This is a genomic window from Neobacillus muris, from assembly GCF_943193175.1.
Taxonomy (GTDB): Bacteria; Bacillota; Bacilli; order Bacillales; family Cytobacillaceae; genus Neobacillus; species Neobacillus muris.
Genome location: NZ_CALPDF010000063.1, coordinates 1 through 17,871, shown reverse-complemented (window position 1 = coordinate 17,871; position 17,871 = coordinate 1). Strand labels below are relative to the sequence as shown.

General features: G+C 39.7%; 16 protein-coding genes and 1 tRNA gene. 9 read left to right on the top strand and 8 right to left on the bottom strand.

The window, feature by feature from the left end; all coding sequences use genetic code 11:
• Positions 1 to 2: 2 nt before the first annotated feature.
• The 3 genes from NFS43_RS23300 to NFS43_RS23290 all read left to right on the top strand — a co-directional run bounded on the left by NFS43_RS23300 (position 3) and on the right by NFS43_RS23290 (position 2,102).
• Positions 3 to 76, top strand: a tRNA-Met gene (locus tag NFS43_RS23300).
• A 176-nt stretch (positions 77 to 252) separates the two neighbouring features.
• Positions 253 to 1,446, top strand: a complete 1,194-nt coding sequence (locus NFS43_RS23295; RefSeq protein ID WP_251555335.1) for a nucleoside transporter C-terminal domain-containing protein — start codon at positions 253 to 255, stop codon at positions 1,444 to 1,446.
• Positions 1,447 to 1,535: 89 nt separating this feature from the next.
• Positions 1,536 to 2,102: a class I SAM-dependent methyltransferase gene (locus NFS43_RS23290; protein ID WP_251555334.1), complete on the top strand. Its 567-nt coding sequence runs from the start codon at positions 1,536 to 1,538 to the stop codon at positions 2,100 to 2,102.
• 54 nt (positions 2,103 to 2,156) lie between these two features.
• On the opposite strand, the gene NFS43_RS23285 is transcribed toward NFS43_RS23290, so the two are convergent.
• Positions 2,157 to 3,239 (bottom strand): branched-chain amino acid aminotransferase, encoded by a 1,083-nt coding sequence (locus NFS43_RS23285; protein WP_251555333.1) that lies wholly within the window; start codon positions 3,237 to 3,239, stop codon positions 2,157 to 2,159.
• A gap of 566 nt (positions 3,240 to 3,805) precedes the next feature.
• Between NFS43_RS23285 and NFS43_RS23280 the strand changes: the two genes are divergently transcribed.
• Positions 3,806 to 4,477, top strand: coding sequence for a sulfotransferase family 2 domain-containing protein (locus tag NFS43_RS23280; protein ID WP_338150631.1), 672 nt, complete (start codon positions 3,806 to 3,808; stop codon positions 4,475 to 4,477).
• Positions 4,478 to 4,489: 12 nt separating this feature from the next.
• Complete coding sequence (locus tag NFS43_RS23275) at positions 4,490 to 5,344, top strand: hypothetical protein (RefSeq protein WP_251555329.1); 855 nt, start codon at positions 4,490 to 4,492, stop codon at positions 5,342 to 5,344.
• A gap of 99 nt (positions 5,345 to 5,443) precedes the next feature.
• On the opposite strand, the gene NFS43_RS23270 is transcribed toward NFS43_RS23275, so the two are convergent.
• From NFS43_RS23270 to NFS43_RS23240, 7 genes are all read right to left on the bottom strand, one after another.
• Entirely contained in the window at positions 5,444 to 6,628 is a 1,185-nt protein-coding gene (locus NFS43_RS23270) for a glycosyltransferase family 4 protein (protein ID WP_251555328.1), read from the bottom strand.
• The gene (locus NFS43_RS23265) at positions 6,625 to 7,665 is read right to left on the bottom strand and encodes a glycosyltransferase family 4 protein (protein WP_251555327.1); all 1,041 of its coding nucleotides are present in this window, start codon (positions 7,663 to 7,665) and stop codon (positions 6,625 to 6,627) included. Before NFS43_RS23265 ends, NFS43_RS23270 begins: the two co-directional genes overlap by 4 nt.
• Before the next feature lie 37 nt (positions 7,666 to 7,702).
• Positions 7,703 to 8,827: a DegT/DnrJ/EryC1/StrS family aminotransferase gene (locus NFS43_RS23260; protein WP_251555326.1), complete on the bottom strand. Its 1,125-nt coding sequence runs from the start codon at positions 8,825 to 8,827 to the stop codon at positions 7,703 to 7,705.
• Between the two features lie 21 nt (positions 8,828 to 8,848).
• Positions 8,849 to 9,472 carry an acetyltransferase gene (locus NFS43_RS23255; protein ID WP_251555325.1) on the bottom strand — a complete coding sequence of 208 codons (624 nt, stop codon included), beginning with the start codon at positions 9,470 to 9,472 and terminating at the stop codon, positions 8,849 to 8,851.
• A 7-nt stretch (positions 9,473 to 9,479) separates the two neighbouring features.
• The gene (gene gmd, locus NFS43_RS23250; RefSeq protein WP_251555324.1) at positions 9,480 to 10,451 is read right to left on the bottom strand and encodes a GDP-mannose 4,6-dehydratase; all 972 of its coding nucleotides are present in this window, start codon (positions 10,449 to 10,451) and stop codon (positions 9,480 to 9,482) included.
• A gap of 124 nt (positions 10,452 to 10,575) precedes the next feature.
• Entirely contained in the window at positions 10,576 to 11,589 is a 1,014-nt protein-coding gene (locus tag NFS43_RS23245) for a mannose-1-phosphate guanylyltransferase (RefSeq protein WP_251555323.1), read from the bottom strand.
• Positions 11,590 to 11,672: 83 nt separating this feature from the next.
• Positions 11,673 to 12,782: a glycosyltransferase family 4 protein gene (locus tag NFS43_RS23240; RefSeq protein ID WP_251555321.1), complete on the bottom strand. Its 1,110-nt coding sequence runs from the start codon at positions 12,780 to 12,782 to the stop codon at positions 11,673 to 11,675.
• A gap of 402 nt (positions 12,783 to 13,184) precedes the next feature.
• Between NFS43_RS23240 and NFS43_RS23235 the strand changes: the two genes are divergently transcribed.
• Genes NFS43_RS23235 through cysC form a run of 4 tightly spaced genes read left to right on the top strand, consistent with a single transcriptional unit; the run spans position 13,185 to position 17,756 of the window.
• Positions 13,185 to 14,117: an NAD-dependent epimerase/dehydratase family protein gene (locus tag NFS43_RS23235; protein WP_251555319.1), complete on the top strand. Its 933-nt coding sequence runs from the start codon at positions 13,185 to 13,187 to the stop codon at positions 14,115 to 14,117.
• A gap of 39 nt (positions 14,118 to 14,156) precedes the next feature.
• On the top strand, positions 14,157 to 15,314 hold the full coding sequence (sat, locus tag NFS43_RS23230; RefSeq protein ID WP_251555318.1) for a sulfate adenylyltransferase: 1,158 nt from the start codon (positions 14,157 to 14,159) through the stop codon (positions 15,312 to 15,314).
• A 33-nt stretch (positions 15,315 to 15,347) separates the two neighbouring features.
• Positions 15,348 to 17,129, top strand: coding sequence for an SLC13 family permease (locus tag NFS43_RS23225; protein WP_251555317.1), 1,782 nt, complete (start codon positions 15,348 to 15,350; stop codon positions 17,127 to 17,129).
• A 27-nt stretch (positions 17,130 to 17,156) separates the two neighbouring features.
• Positions 17,157 to 17,756 (top strand): adenylyl-sulfate kinase, encoded by a 600-nt coding sequence (gene cysC / locus NFS43_RS23220; RefSeq protein ID WP_251555316.1) that lies wholly within the window; start codon positions 17,157 to 17,159, stop codon positions 17,754 to 17,756.
• The last annotated feature ends 115 nt before the right edge of the window (positions 17,757 to 17,871 follow it).

Genomic DNA, 17,871 nt, shown 5'->3' with positions numbered 1-17,871 from the left:
ATCGCGGGGTGGAGCAGTCCGGTAGCTCGTCGGGCTCATAACCCGAAGGTCGCAGGTTCAAATCCTGCCCCCGCAATCAAAAATAGTGGACAGCCATTTGTGCTGTCCTCTATTTTTTTGCAGTTATTTTCGATGATAAAGCCGTAATGATTCATGCTTTCTTGCACGAACAGCTGAAGGTATGGAAAATGAGGGCTTTTTCTATAAATAAGACCTATTTAGGGAATTGATAAATTAAAAGGAAGTGATGTTGTGTTTTTCTTATTAAATGCACTGGGGGTTTTAGTAGTTCTTGGTCTCATTTACTTATGTTCCCCTAATAAAGCCAAGGTTAACTGGAAATCAATATTGAAATTGCTCATCGTTGAATTCTTGATTACTTGGTTTATGTTATCCACAAAAATTGGCTCATGGGTCATTAATAAAATTGCCTCGTTCTTTACCTGGTTAATTGATTGTGCCAATGAGGGAATCTCCTTTGTTTTCCCGTCGGCTTTAGCTAGTGAGCAGGTTGATTTCTTTTTTAGTGCGTTAATGCCTATTATCTTCATCATTACATTTTTTGACATTTTATCCTATTTTGGAATCTTAACGTGGATCATTGATAAAGTGGGCTGGCTTATCTCCAAGATATCAGGCTTGCCAAAGCTTGAAAGCTTCTTCTCTATTCAGATGATGTTTCTCGGAAATACGGAAGCGCTGGCCGTTATCCGTCAGCAGCTGACCGCTTTACACGAAAATCGCCTGTTAACGTTTGGCATAATGAGTATGAGCTGCATTAGCGGCTCCATCATTGGAGCCTATCTGACCATGGTTCCAGCGACGTATGTATTTGTGGCCATTCCCTTAAACTGTTTGAATGCATTGCTGCTTGCTAACATGCTGAACCCTGTTCATGTCTCGAAAGAGGAAGATATTGTTTATGTTCCAACAAAAGAAGAGCGTGGAGATTTCTTTTCAACTATTTCAAACAGTATGCTCATTGGCATAAGAATGGTCATTGTTATTGCGGCCATGGTCATCGGATATGTAGCCTTAACGGCAGGTGTCAATGGGATATTAGGGTTTTTTGTACATGGCTTGACGATTCAAAAAGTATTCTCTTATATTTTTAGCCCATTTGCATTCTTATTGGGATTACCTGTTGATGATGCCATGTATGTAGCTCAATTGATGGGGATCAAGCTCACTACTAACGAATTTGTCGGTATGCTTGACTTGATGGGAAGGATAAAGGAACTGGCCCCCCATACGGTGGCTGTGGCTGTTACCTTCCTAACGTCATTTGCTAACTTTAGTACAGTGGGCATGATTTATGGCGCATTTAATTCCACCATTAGTGAAGAAAAATCAAAGATTATTGGAAGAAATGTGTGGAAGCTATTGGTTAGCGGGATGGCAGTATCCTTATTAAGCGCTATGATTGTGGGTCTCTTTGTTTGGTAAGGCTGCTTTTTCAAAATTAGTAGTCTTTATGCTTGAAACATCGATATAATACAGGTATGGAAATAAGCGGGGGAACAGGGAGTTTCTAAATGGATACGAAACGTAAATGGAATCAAAAGCATAAGGAACGAGTAAATCATCAAGAAGTGCCTGAACCAAATGCAAGATTAAAAGACCTTTCTGCCTATCTGTCCGGAGGGACAGCCATTGATCTTGCCTGCGGACTGGGGGGGAATTCGATATTCCTGGCGCGTTTAAATTATCAAATACAGGCTGTCGACATTTCTGATGTAGCCATAAAATATGTAAAGGAACAGGCTGACTTGCTTGATTTGGCGATTAATCCCCAAGTATTCGATCTTACCGAAGGGGATCACCTCCCTTTGAAAGCGAGTTCGTTTGACTTGGCTGTTATGACTTATTATTTGGACCGGTCCCTATTCCTTCCAGTTAAAAACAGCATAAAACAGAATGGTTATTTTTTCATGGAGACCTTCTTTCAGTCACAGCAAAAAGAAGAACAAGGCGTTTCCAATCAATATAAATTGAAGCCTCAGGAGCTATTGTCTGAATTTGGGGATTGGAAGGTTCTTTTTTACGAAGAAAATGAACAAGAGGGCAGGCAAACAATATTTTGCCAGAAGGTGAGTGGCTGATTTTTAGAAAAACTGGCGGCTGGGTTTCCAGCCGCCGTTTTTTGGGTTTAAAGCTTAAACTTCCACTTGGGCAATCTTGACTGTCCAGTTAAATGGGTCTGCTTTTTTGCCTAGCTGGATGGCAATCATTTCATCATAGATACGCTGGGATAATTTACCGATTTGGTTATCATTGATAGTAATAGCCCGGCCATTCCAATTTAATCCGCCAACTGGTGAAATGACAGCAGCTGTACCGGCACCGAATACTTCCTCTAATTCGCCGCGCTCATGGGCGCTGTAAACTTCTTCAATTGATATTCTTGCTTCACGAACGGGAACATTCCAGTATTTTAATAATTCAATAACAGAATCGCGGGTAACACCAGGCAAGATACTGCCATTTAATTTAGGTGTCAGGACTTCTCCGTTAATTTTGAAGAAAATGTTCATGCTGCCGACTTCTTCAACATATTTATTTTCCTTCGCATCGAGCCATAGAATTTGGGCATAGCCATTTGATTCGGCTTTTTCCTGTGCCTTCAAGCTGGCTGCATAGTTGCCGGCGGTTTTAACATGACCGACTCCTCCAATAACAGCCCGGACGTATTGTTCTTCGACATAGATCTTTACAGGGCTTAATTGGTCGCCATAGTAAGCCCCAGACGGAGACAGAATAACCAGCAATTTATACTGGTGGGAGGGCCGAACGCCGAGATAGGGCTCTGTTGAAAAGATGAAGGGGCGAATGTAAAGGGAGGTTCCTTCCTCATTAGGTACCCAGTCTTTTTCTGTCAGCACTAATTGTTTAATGGCTGTTAATAAGAATTCCTCATCAATTTGCGGGATGCAAAGTCGGTCGCAGGAATCGTTTAACCGTTTCATATTTTTTTCCGGACGAAACATCTGTATCGTACCATCTGCCGCCTTATAGGCTTTCATCCCTTCGAAGATGGCTTGTCCATAGTGGAAGACCATGGCGGAAGGATCAAGTGTGATAGGCTCGTAAGGAGTAATCCGGGCATCATGCCAGCCTTTTTCAACATCATAATCCATAACGAACATGTAATCGGTAAAATACTTCCCAAACCCTAATGAAGCCTGCTCAGGTTTTTCCTTTAATATTTCCCTTTGGATAAATGCAATGGTTTGATTCATGACTACACCTCTTCACCAGATTTCAAATTTCATTTGAACCTATTATAGGGCTCATAGCAAACTCAATCAACAACACAAAAAAAGAAAATTAATAATTATATTACTATTCTTTATATTACTATATCACTTTCCATGTTTAAGATTCCATTTTTTATGACTTTACTTTAACAAATTAACGTGCTGGGGGACTGTCCCCACTGGCCGATTGTAAGAAAATAGGCGGTTTTCCACTAACAGTTGTCCAATCCAAATTTGAAATTCAACATATAACGGTAAGAGAGGCAAGTAATTGATAAATAAATTTTCGTAAAGGAGAATGGTATTTGATAATAGGCAAATATTTTTTAACGGGAAAAGTCAGGGTAATAGTTGATTGGCAAGACTAATATGTTGGAAATTTTTTCGAAAGATTGGAGATGATGGATGTAATGGCCAATACTCCTTCGAATAATGTGGACCATTTAGTTAATTATAAGACTCCTCTATATCACAAGGATTTCCCAATTGTCTTTTTTTATAGTTTTAAAAGCGGTTGTACGTCACTTCTAAAATGGTTTTTTTTTTAAATTGGCTTCACACAGGAGGAAATCCAGCAGGACCCCCATAAGTATTTTTGGGGAAAATACAGAAGATATCATAACGATCCAGAATTCAAAAACCAAATTTTGAATAAGGAAAAAGATATGTTTAAGCTTGTCCGAAACCCGTATACACGTGCTGTCAGTTCATTTTTGCATACAGCCAATGCGGCATTTTTCATTTCTCAGCCCGATCATCCCTTATGCATTGAATATGAAAAGATGAAAAAAATGTTTAATACCCCCAATAAACCTGTGGATGGAATTTCCTTTAAACAATTTTTACATTATGTTAAAAAAGCAGGACCTAATAGAGGGGCGATCGATCCTCATATGATAAAGCAATACATGGAAGGAGAAGAGTTTTATATAAACAATTATGTGAAACTGGAAAGCTTCTCTTCTGAAATTAGGAAAATAGAGGAAAAATATAACTTAGGACATTCACCACTATCACAGATTATTAAGTCACCACATCATCATTCAAATAAAATGGCTTTAAAGAAAGAGTTTGCAGACACGATTATTACAAAAGAACTTTTAGTGGGACAATTGCCTACTTATAAAAATTTCTATGATAAAGAAACAATGGACTTAGTTAGAGAAATCTACCAACAAGATTTCGAAAAATATGGATATAATGCTGAAACCCTAGAGTGAAAGGAGCCCCCTATGACTTATCCTGTCATTTTTATTCATTATGGTAATCAGGAATGGTTCCAATATCCTTTATTACAGACAAAAGCATGTAATTCTGACGTGATAGTAATTGGTGATCAAGAAAATAATAGATATCCATTTGTTAAACATTATAACTTTGACGATTACTATGACAGTGCAGCGGAATTCAAAAAGGTTTTTAAACACCTGAGCAAACGAGAATTTAAATATGAATCATTTTGCTTTGAACGATGGTTTATATTGGAAAGCTTTATGAGAAAACATAATTTACAGCAATGTTTCTATCAAGATTCAGATAATATGTTATATATGAATGCCGGCGATTTTAATAAAGAGCATTACTTTGATGTCCAATTTGCTTGTTTTATTGGGACTGGCCATATGATGTTTATTAATAGCCTGTCAATCCTGCAGAAAATATGTAAGTTTATCCTTCATTACTATAGTGATGCATCCTTATTTAAGGATCTCCAAGAAAAAAACAAAGAACTTCAAAAGAGGAATCAAGCGGGGGTAAGCGATATGGACCTGCTTGAGTATTTTACCCTTCAACATAAATCCTTATATAAGGACCTGCAGTTAAACACAAGCGGTTCCCTTTTCTGTGCCAATTTAAAAATCCCCCAAGGCTGTGAAACAATTAATCAGTTAAAAAAGGTTTACTATATTCAAAATGAGCTATATTTTAAACAAGAGAAAACAGGGGAATTTTTGAAATGCAATAACCTGCAATTTCAGGGCAGCTTGAAAAATTATATACCTTATTTTTATTCCAGATCCTTAAAAAATGTAAAAAGCGATTCGTACTTTGATTATTCACTGCTTAAATGGGTGCCTTCCAAGTAAAACGGAGCTTGGATTTATTTTTCAATAAAAAACACCTGTTACCAATGTTTACTGATGGGGCAATCAGCAGCATTGTGCAGGTGTTTCTTTAATAGGTATTTATTTTCGCAGACTCGTTAATAACTCTAAGAATCCCCTGCAATACTCGTCGGGGTTAAATTTTTGTTCAGCAAAGTTCATTGCCTTTAGGCCAATTTCTTTCCTGATATGATGATGTTGAATTAAAAATCTTAATGCTTTTTCTATATTTTTCATCTCTTGCTTTATTTCTATTTTCACCACAACATCAGATGGAAGTTCACTATAAAAACCTGTATCGGTCACCAAGGAAGGTTTCCCTGCTGTTAATTGTTTTAATAAAGAATCTGAGGCTCCTTCAATAGCAGGATATCTCAAATTAATAAAAATATCGGCTTTTTTTATATAATATAATAAAACGGAATCATCCTGGTATCCTAACAGCGTGACAATATTTCCAAGGCGATACTTTTGGAGGAGTCTGTTTAATTGTCCAACATATGGCCGATGATTAAGTGAACCAATAATCACATATTCTACTTTCTCTTTAATCGTATTATTCATGCCGATCACCTTAAGAACTTGATGGATCCGCTTATTTGGATTCACATCGCCAAAAGTTAACAATAGCAGCTTGCTGGCAGGAGGGGAGGCATCGAGTTCCGGAGCGGGAATAGATTGTTTATCAAACGGAAAATATAATGTTTTTACTTTTCCAGGGTACCTTTCCAATACTTTTTCTCTGTGAAAGTGAGAATGTGTAATGACTGCCTGTGCTCCTTCAATGGCCTTTTCAAAGAAAGGAAATTGAATGATTTGCTCCGATTCCCATATCGGTTTTATTTTTCCGGAAAAAGAGTCGTCTACATATTTTAACGCTTCAGGACCGTATAAAGACAAAAATTCCTGCCGATATTCCTGTTTATTTTTCTTATAATTTAGATAATATCCGAGAAAAAAATGGTGCATAACAAAGTCATGAAGAATAACAATCCCTTTTACCTTCCTAGAAACCTCATAAATATCCAGATGAAAGGGGGGATAATTGCCTAAGTTATAAACGATAAAGTCATAGGCGGATAGAGTCTCCTGTAAACGATCATCTTTGGTAAAAAAATATTTTTTTAAGCTCGTATCAATTATATTTTCTTTTTCAAATAAAAAGAGGTCTACCTCACAATATTTACTTAGATGTTCAGCAGCAGTTTTACTATAATATCCAATTGCGCTTTTTGTGGAAAACGGGGTAAACCAGGCAATCTTCATTCGGTCAGCCTCCTAACCACATTCTCCCATGAAATATTCAACGAGCGGATATGTTCAAGACCTAATTTCCCCATTTCTTCTGTACGTTTCTTATTTATATAAAATTTATCCATTGCTTCAGCTATAGCTTGCGGCTCAGGAGGTACAACAAAGCCTGTTAGGTGATCTTTAACCAAAACATCTGTACCGCCGGAATCCGTACATGTAATAACCGGCTTTTGGGAATGATAGGCTTCGAGCGTTACATAGCCATAGGAATCCTCATGGAATGGAATATAAAGGCACCCTAGGCATTTTGCAAAAAAATTCACCTTTTGTTCTTGGGAAATAAACTGGCTAATGATGGTTACTTTATCCTTTAGTCCATATTGGTGTATTTGAGCTTGCATTTGTTTCATGTCGTGTTCGGATTCCGGGTTCCCGGCAATTAGAAGTTTTACTTTTGATTTTATATATCGCATGCTTTCTATGGCTAAATTTTGCCTTTTGGCACCATTGATTCTGCTGGGATAAAATAAAAAGTCCCCATATTCTTCACAATGGAAATTTTCAGCATCCATCAGAGGTGGATACAGCACTTCTGAGTCGAAGCCATTAAATCTTTTTAGCCGATCAGAAGTTATGTTGGAATTAGTAAATATTTTTTTAGCTTCACGTAAATATAAATTATCGTGTTTAATGATGTTATTTTTTAGGCGCAGCCCTTCACTTGTAGAGGGGATGCCTTGAAAAGGAGTGCCCCATAAGTCATATACCTGTCTGAATTGATGGAGCAGCCAAAGCACCTTGTTTGAATGTCTAATATGGTATGCCGGAAATTTCAATGGAATGACTAGATCAAAATACGATTCAAAATGGAGCAATCTTGCGGCATGCATATGATTAATGATTTCTTGGGGAGGGTTCCATTGAAAGGGAATTTTTATTAAAACTGCATTGTGACCATGTTGATTGAGTTTTTTTACGAGGTTATCTGCTAAAAACTCAGCACCCCCATATATATAGGGGACGTGGGTATTGACAACGGCAATCTTCACTGCAAAATCCTCCCTAAAACATTTTTCCATGAACGATTCATTTTGTTGTCCTTCTGCAATGATAATGAATTTGATTGACTATAAATCTAATATTCTCCTCTGTCAGCAGGGCATGGGTTGGAAGGCTTAACCCCCTGGAAGCAATATCTTCAGCAACTGGATATTGGTTCGTCGTTTCTTTATATGGTGGTAAGGTATGCATTGGATAAAAGAGCGGCCTTGTCTCTATTCCATCTTGGTCAAGAAGGGAAATTAATTCATCACGGGTGACCTTTGCTTTGTCCTTGAGCAGGATGGAAAACATCCAAAATGAATGAACAGCCCAATTTTTTTCCACGGGGACTTCAATTAAATCAGTAAGGCTTTGAAAATACTTAAAATAGAGATCGGCCACCTCCCGTCTTTTCGTTAGATGGAAGGCTATATTCTCCATCTGGGCTAAACCGATCGCGGCTTGAAGGTTTGTCATTCTATAATTGTAACCAACGATCGGAAACCAGTATCGTTTATCTGGGTCCATTCCTTGGCCTCTTAACAGCCTAATTTTCTGATTTAATTCGTTATCATTGGTGGTAATCATCCCGCCTTCACCAGTGGTAATAATTTTATTGCCAAAAAAACTAAAACAGCCAATATTTCCAATTGAACCTGTCATTTTATGATTGTATTTGGCTCCATGAGCCTCTGCGGCATCTTCAATGACAAATAGATTGTATTTTTTTGCTAGTTCCAGGATAGGGTCCATGTTAACGGGATGGCCGAATAAATGAACCACAATTATCCCCTTTGTTTTACTCGTTATTTTATCTTCTATCCGCTTGGGGTCCATATTCCAAGTCTCAGGTTCACTGTCGGCAAGGATGGGATTAGCCCCGCAGTAAGTTACAGCATTAGCTGTCGCGATATAGGTCAATGTCGGTACAATTACCTCATCCCCAGGCCCAACTCCATAGGCCAGGAGCGCAAGATGTAAGGCTACGGTCCCATTAGCGCAAGTGATGGCATGTTTGGTACCGCAAAACTCTGCGAATTTTTTTTCAAATTCCTCTACGTACTTTCCGTTGGATGAAATCCATGATGTGTCAATACAATCTACTAAATATCTTTTTTCATTCCCATTAAAAAGCGGGGATGCAATAGGTATCTTTGAAGTTCCCCCCATATTCATCACCTTCTGTATCTGCTAAATTTTTTTTGCAGGAACACCAGCAACTTTCGTATGGCTTTCCACGTTTCGAATAATTACGGAACCAGCTCCTGCTATCGACCATTGGCCAATGGTGATTTCCGGAATTATTTTTGTCCCTGTACCAATAAATGCCCCTTCCCCAACCGTTACATGACCAGCCAAGTGAGACCCTGGTGCTATATGGGCGTGCTCCTCAATCACATTGTCATGATCAATGGTCGATCCTGTATTAATAATGACATTGTCCTTTATCTTGGAATCAGTGTTGATAACAGCCCCCGGCATAACAGCTATTCCAGTTCCCAATGAAACAGATGGAGCAATATAGGAAAATGGACTGATGGCATTCACAAATTCAAAGTGCAGCTGTTTAAGTTTCTCAAACAATTTCTTCCTGATTTGATTGTCACCTATTGCAATAAAGGCATGCTTAATTCCTTGGTCAAATAGCTGCGGTAAAATCGTATCGTCACCAATAATGGGCACACCTGCTGTATAAGTGCCCTTACTGCTGCTGCTCGTACAACCGATAATTTCAAATTGCGATGAGCTGTTTAATAGATCAATAATGACCTTCGCATGTCCGCCATTTCCAACAATGACCACCTGTTCTTTCATTCGAATTCTATCCTTTTCTTTCGCGAATATATTTTTCCAAGTCACTTTCCACCATCATTTTAACCAGCTGTTCAAAGTCAACCTTTTGCTTCCAGCCCAATCTCTTTTTAGCTTTACTAGGATCCCCTAATAGTAAATCCACTTCTGCCGGACGCATAAATTTAGGATCTTGAACAACAAACTCCTTCCAATCGAGACCGACATGCTTAAAGGCAATATCTACAAATTCCTTAACTGTATGTGTCTCACCTGTTGCAATGACAAAGTCCTCAGGGTGCTCTTGCTGAAGCATAAGCCACATGGCTTCTACATAATCTCCGGCAAACCCCCAATCTCTTTTTGCCTCTAAATTGCCCAATCGGAGCTCTTTTTCCAGACCTAATTTGATTTTCGCCACACCGTCAGTGATTTTTCTGGTGACAAATTCAATTCCTCTTCTAGGGGATTCGTGATTAAACAGGATACCGGAGCAGGCAAACATATCATAGCTCTCACGATAGTTGACGGTAATCCAATGGCCGTATACTTTTGCTGCACCATAAGGACTTCGGGGATAAAATGGAGTCGTTTCTTTTTGAGGAGTTTCGATCACCTTGCCAAACATTTCACTGCTTGAGGCCTGATAAAAATGCACATCAGGTTTTTCTCTTCTAACCGCTTCTAAGAGATTAGTAACTCCAAGAGCAGTTATTTCACCTGTCAAGATCGGCTGAGACCAAGACTCTCCCACAAAGGACTGTGCAGCCAGATTATAAACCTCATCAGGTTTAGAGTGGCGAATGGCAGTTACTAAGGAGGAAGCGTCTGTTAAATCACCAGAAATAAATTCAATATCATCTTTTAAATGCTGGATATTTTCAAAATTAGGGGTAGAGGTCCTGCGCTTTAACCCATATACTTTGTAATTTTTTTGCAATAGCAGCTCCGCCAAATAGGAACCATCCTGTCCGGTGATTCCTGTTATAAATGCTGTTTTCAATCCCTCATCTCCTTTACCTTTACAAAAACTTGCAAAATGAAATAAATATTAAAAGTTGAAAAGTGAGCTTGCCAGCATGGAAACTGCTGGTTTATTTAATTAAATGCAGGAAGCAAAATGTTATTTACATATTATCCAGAATATTCTTAATTGCTTGTTCTTGTGTTTTATGACAGACTAATAGTCCTTCCGTAGTGGAAACAATAATTAAATCCTCGACACCGATTACTATTGTTTTTTGTTCGTCTGATTTAATAATGCAGTTATTGGTGGATAATACATGGACATTTCCTATAATAAGGTTATTAACGGATGTTTTTTCTTCATGGAGCCGTTCCCATGCGCTCCAATTTCCTACATCATCCCAATGGAAGCACGCTGGAACCATAAAAATAGTTTCTGCTTTTTCCAGAATGGCATAATCTACCGATATTTTTGGAAGTAGCGCATACTGGGCTTCCGAGATGTTTGTACAATCTTTCAGTTCTTCCCAAATATCTGGAGATAAATTTCTAAAATAATGTTCAATGGTGGACGGCTTCCAGAAAAAGATTCCACTATTCCAAAACACATTTTCATAGTCTAATAGTTTTTTAGCCTTCTCCATATTCGGCTTTTCTATAAACGCCTTTACCGGCCAGACTTGATTTTTTTGTTCCGCCTCGGAGTCAACAAGTATATAGCCATAACCGGGCTCAGGCCGGGTTGGTCTCATCCCAAGAGTGACAATAGAGCGGCCGATTTCCGCTTGGTTTTCTCCTATTTTAAATAAGTCTGGCAGATCCTTATGCTCGGGAATATGGTGATCGGCAGGAACAGCAGCAAAAACCTCATCATCATTTTCTCGTAAGAACTTTAGAGCAGTTAGTGCCATACAAGGTCCAGTATCTCTTTGTAAAGGCTCTATAATTAAATTGCTTGGTTCGATTCCCGCCACCTGTTCCTTCACTAAAGGCACATACTCGTTTAACGTTACAATGAAAATTTTTTCAGGAGGCAGCCATTCTAGAAATCGGTTATAGGTCTGTTGCAGCAGGGACTCGTCAGACATTAGCGATAAGAATTGCTTTGGTTTATCTTTCACACTCCATGGCCAAAATCTTGTCCCCCGGCCCCCGGCCATAATGACTACTTTCAATATTCCTCACCTCAATCGTGTTAATGTTGTGACTGTCGCAGCCGCTATTTTTTGATCACAGCTGAACATAAGCAGGAGACACACTAGAGTAAACCTAACTGTTGGAGACGAGCTTGATACCTTTCACCTATTGCTTGTGGAGAGTACTGGCCAATGATCGTACTTTTTCCGTTTTCTCCTATTTTCCCGGCAAAATCTCTGTCCTCCGTTATCCTCTTCATAAACAAGGCAGCTTGGTCTATATTCGGTTCTGCCCATAGCTGATCAGCTGCATATGGACCGTATCTTTCCCCAATTTTTTGCAGGGTAAAGTCTACTAAACAGGCATTTTCTTCATTCATAAAGTCCATATTCCCCGACCATTTTGTAGCAATTACAGGTTTTCCCAAAAACATGGCCTCAGCCATAGGCAAACCGAATCCCTCTGACCGATGAAGGGAGACATAGCTATCACAAGATGCGATTAAACCATTTACTTCGCTGCGTGATACTATCCTGTCAATGATAAAAATAGGATCAAACCCACTAATCGTTTGTTTTAATGTCTCAACCTGTTCCGGGAAATGGGAGGCATTATTGATTTTTATGACTAATCCAATGGAAGGATCGTTTGGTTGAAATGCTTGTTGAAATGCATTTATAACGGCAAGTGGATTTTTTCTGGCAGAAGTACTCTGGGTATCGTACATCATTAGAAATAGGAAACGATCTTCAGGCAGTCCCCAATATTGGCGGTTCATGTGTGCGGGCGGGTCTATTGATATGGAATGTGGGAAACAAAGAACAGGTTTAGACGACTTCTTTGAAATGCTATTTTGTGTAAACTTTGATGGCACCCATACCTCATCCACGATAGTTAGACCGCTCATCCATCGATGAGGGAATTCAGGTAATTCCCAATGCCAAAATCCTATATTATATCGCTTGGCAAACCAGCTTCGCCTTATGAAATTCCTTTTATAATTGCTGTAAAGCTGATCAGCATTAATCATGAAAAGATTCGTATTATAGAGTGGACTCTTGGCTTCTTTGTGTATCCAGCTTAAATCGTTCTTTCTGGCCGGACATGTCTCCATGTTTATAATACAAAACGGGATTTCTGCGGCTTGAAGAGCCCTGGCTGCCGAACGGCACGCTTCTCCTAATCCCGATTCGGCTCTGGCATATCCAATTAAGTTAACTCCCTGCCTCATACAGCTCCCCCTGCTCCAAATCTTGTTAATCAATGTAATGGGGCGACTAATAGCTTTTGATCGTAACCCATTCTTTTTTTGGCTAAAGCTAGTTGTTTAGGGTTTGACTGTCTTTCCCAAATTTTTCTGATGTGAACCTGACAGAGACCCAAACGAACACCTCGCCTTCTTAAAATATAGTTTATTAAATGAGATCTTCCATGCTTGTACGGATGACTGATAAGACGTCATTTTTTAAAAATAAATCTCTTGCTTTTGGCCAATTGCCTGTTTTCCTTTTTTGCCGTTTCCATAAAGACTGGCTATTCATACATTAAAAATGAGGTTTCAATCACCTATTTCGTTTTCAATTAACAGGGAATCGGTGTTCATCTGTATGATCGAAAGGATGGAGAAAAGAGAATGAATACTGAAAAAAGAAAGGTCTTGGTAACAGGAGGTGCAGGCTTTATTGGATCACATATTGTGGAAGAGTTACTCAATCAGAAGTTTCAAGCAGCCGTCGTTGACCAGTTGGTGCATGGTAAGCGATCAAACCTTCCGCCAGGAATTTCGTTTTATCCGGTCGACATTAGAAAGAGGAGACTTCTGGAAGATATTTTTTTAAACGAACAGCCAGAAATCGTGATCCATCTGGCCGCGCAGACAAATGTTGGAGAATCGATTAGGGATCCCTATTATGATAGTGATCAAAATATCATGGGGACCATCAATATTCTCGAATGCTGTAAGAACTATGGCGTGAAAAAGCTGATCTTCGCTTCATCAGCGGCTGTTTATGGACATGCAAAACAGCTTCCTATTAATGAAATCAACCATTTAAATCCCTTATCCTTCTACGGTTTGTCAAAGCTGACGGCTGAAAAATATATTCAACTTTATTCAGCGCTGTATAACCTCCCTTATACGATCCTCCGCTATTCCAATGTCTATGGAGAAAGGCAAACACTGCATGGGGAAGCCGGTGTTGTGACGATTTTTATCAACCAAGTCCTTAACCAGGAACCAGTGGTGATTAATGGGGACGGTGAGCAGACTCGTGACTTTATCTATGTAAAGGATGTGGCCAAAGCGAATATTGCGGCCATCGACCGCGGTAACAATCAGATCTTGAATATCAGTACCAATACCCAAACATCAATAAATGAAGTCCTTAAGGTCATCTCTGAACAGACGAAGACAAGTGTAATGAAAATCAATAAGTCTTTAAAAAAGGGAGAAATTCTCCACAGCCGGTTAAATAATCATGAGGCTATCAACCAATTAAATTGGAAACCGAAACATAGTTTTCAGGAAGGAATCACCAAAACACTGGAGTCTTATAGAAATGAATAATAGATAGCTGAAATCTTGAATAAGAAAGGAGACTGTTAAATGTTGCCTCCACACGGCGGCAAATTGATTAGTCGATTTGCCACACCCGAACAAGCCAAAATGTGGCTCGAATCCTCCGGGCAGCTGCCGTCAATTGTCTTGGATCCATGGGCTTTATCGGACCTTGAGCTGATTGCCACAGGGGCTTTCAGTCCATTGACAGGTTTTATGACAGAAAAGGACTACCGAAGTGTCTTGAAAACAATGAGACTAGCGGACGGGACGGTTTGGACTATTCCAGTCACCCTTCCAGTAACGAGGAAAGAAGCGGCTGATTTGAATATTGGCAGCAGGGTAAGCTTAACGGGACAGAATGGAAAACCATACGGTATCCTGATTTTGGAGGGGAAATATTCATATGATAAGGAGGAAGAGGCACTTCTTTTATATGGGACTACGGATCTTAACCATCCCGGGGTCCAAAAAATATTCGAAAAAGGAGACACCTATTTGGCCGGTCCAATCTATCTATTAGAAAGGCCCACACATTCTCCTTTTGAAAAATATTTCAAAGATCCAGCGGAGGTAAGAGCAGAGATTCAAACCAAAGGATGGAAAACGGTGGTTGGATTCCAGACCCGCAATCCGATTCACCGCGCCCATGAGTATATTCAAAAGACCGCTCTGGAAATGGCAGATGGCCTGCTGATCCATCCATTAATTGGGGAGACCAAAAAAGATGATATCCCTGCTGACATTAGAATGCAAAGTTATGAAGTATTAATAAAAGGTTACTTTCCAAAGGACCGGGTGGTGCTTGCCGTGTATCCGGCTGCCATGCGGTATGCCGGCCCGAGAGAAGCTGTTTTTCATGCCATTGTCAGAAAAAATTATGGGTGTACCCATTTTATTGTCGGGAGAGACCACGCTGGTGTCGGGAATTATTATGGAACCTATGATGCTCAGAAAATTTTTGATCATTTTTCAGAAGCTGAAATCGGGATTCAAATTTTAAAGTTCGAACATGCCTTTTACTGCCTCGTCTGCCAAAGCATGTGCACCTCGAAAACCTGCCCGCATGGCCGGGAACATCACCTTCATTTAAGCGGGACTAAGGTCCGCCAGATGCTCCGGAATGGAGAATGGCCGCCTGAGGAATTTTCCCGTCCAGAAGTGATTAAAACATTAATAAACGGAATGACCCAGGATGGCCCATGATGCTTTGTCACCCTTCAAAGGTGAAATGCCGCAATGACGGGGGAAATCGCCTTTGTCCTGATCACCATTGGTTTTATGATGGGCTGCTTAATCTTAGAGGTGCAAAGGCCTGAGCTGATTGTATTTACTACCGTAATCGTCTTTTTATTAACGGGAATGATTAGTGCTGAAGAGGCATTTAAAGGTTTTTCGAATGAAGGAATGCTGACAATTGGCTTATTTTTTATCCTTGCAGGCGGAATTCAAAAAAGTGATTGGACAAACCATTTGATTCAAAAAATGTTACATGCTCGGGAAAATCCCAAAAAAACGTTGTTAAAAATACTTATACCGATCTCAGGAATTTCGGCATTTTTAAATAATACCCCTATTGTAGTAACCTTTACGCCAATCATCAGAAAATGGTGTGAAAATCATCATATTTCCCCTTCAAAATTTCTCATCCCATTATCGTATGCCACCATACTTGGCGGTACGATGACGATTATGGGAACTTCCACTAATCTAGTTGTCCATGGTCTATTGCTGGAAGCTCAGCTTCCGGGATTGTCCTTTTTTCAACTAGGGATTGTCGGTTTGCCGATTACCCTTTTGGGAATTCTTTATTTGGCAACGGCCGGTTATGCTCTATTGCCTGACGATCCGGCAAAGAAGAACGGTCTCATAGAGGACAGCCGGGAATATATGGGGGAGGTCAAGGTAACGGATGACTATCCATTTTTATATAAAACTATTGAAGAAGCCAGCTTAAGAAATTTAAACGGCCTTTATTTAATGGGGATTATCCGGGATCAGGAGGTGCATACACCCGTGTCGTCCACCTCGGTTATTAAGCCAGGTGACCATCTCCTTTTTACCGGATTGATTTCTGCCATTGGAGAATTGCAGAAACAAAAGGGGCTGGAATTAGTTATCAATAACGACACCATGCTGGAGCTCATAAAGAATAAGAATACAAAAATAGTGGAGGCTGTGGTCAGCCAGTATTCCTCCTTGCTGCATAAAAAAATCAAGGATACCCAATTTCGCGGAAAATATGATGCTGCGGTGATCGCTGTGCATCGAAAAAAAGAACGAATGAAGAGTAAAATAGGCGATATTATTTTAAAACCCGGTGATATCCTGCTAATGATCATCGGCCCAGATTTCTCAAAGAGAGATTATTCACATGAATTCTATTTAGTACATCCAATCGAGCAGCAAAGTTTTTTAAAAGTGGATTCTAAGTGGAAATCCTGGTCCTCTATCTTAGTGTTAACCGCACTTATTCTTTGTGTCAGCACAGGTATTTTGTCCATGTTGACGGCATCAGCAGCAGCCGTTTGTTTATTTTTTATTTTAAAGATTGTTACAGCGAGTGAAGCACGAAAGTTTCTCCAATTAAATGTGCTGATTCTCATAGCCTCTTCATTTGGGATTGGCTCAGCTTTAATCCATTCAGGAACTGCTGAATGGATTGCCGATGGATTGGTATCATTGGTTCATCCACTCGGAAAACCCATCCTCATTTTGGCTGTTATGTATCTGGCCACCAACCTGCTGACTGAATTTATTACGAATAATGCAGCGGCTGTCATTATGTTTCCCATTGCGTTAGAGGTGGCTGGCAAGACAGAGATTGATCCCACAGCTTTAGCTATAATCGTTGCCATCTCTGCCTCGGCTAGTTTTTCCACCCCTATCGGATATCAAACAAACATGATTGTTTACGGGCCAGGCGGTTATACGTATAAAGATTTTTTGAAGGCTGGGCTTCCTTTAAATATCATTGTGATGGCTGTAACCGTATGGATAGTGTATTTGGTTTGGGTTTAATCATTGTGAAGAAAGGAGAGGTTCTAATTGAAATCAAAGAATATCGTCTGGCACACAGGGAAAATTTCTAAAGCGATTCGGCAAAGAGCATACGGTCATAAAAGTGCTGTCATCTGGCTGACCGGTCTTTCTGGTTCTGGAAAATCGACGATTGCGGCAGAGGCTGAAGAAAGATTGTTTACCCAGGGGATCAACACCTATCGTTTAGATGGGGATAATATCCGGTTTGGACTAAATCAAGATTTAGGCTTTTCACAGGCAGACCGAAAAGAAAATGTCAGGAGAATTGGAGAAGTTTCCAAATTATTAATTGATGCGGGTATTATTACTTTCGCTTCCTTTATATCGCCTTATGCCGCTGACAGAGAAATGGTGCGAAACCTGCTGGATGACGGAGAATTTATTGAGGTTTATGTAAAATGTGATTTGGCTGAATGTGAAAAAAGGGATCCGAAGGGACTTTATAAAAAGGCGAGAAATGGAGAGATTAAAGCTTTCACAGGGATTTCGGATCCCTACGAAGAGCCGGAAAATCCTGAAATTACGGTAGAAACGGATACGATGGACCTTGAAGAATGCACAGAAAAAATCATTCAATATTTAAGGGAAAATCACTATATTTCTTAATAGCCAGCCAGTTCAAAAAAGCATCGGTACATCCGATGCTCAGATTGTCGAGAAAGGGTATTTTTCTCGGCAATTTTTTATTATCACAGAATCTAAATACCAAATTTATTGATTG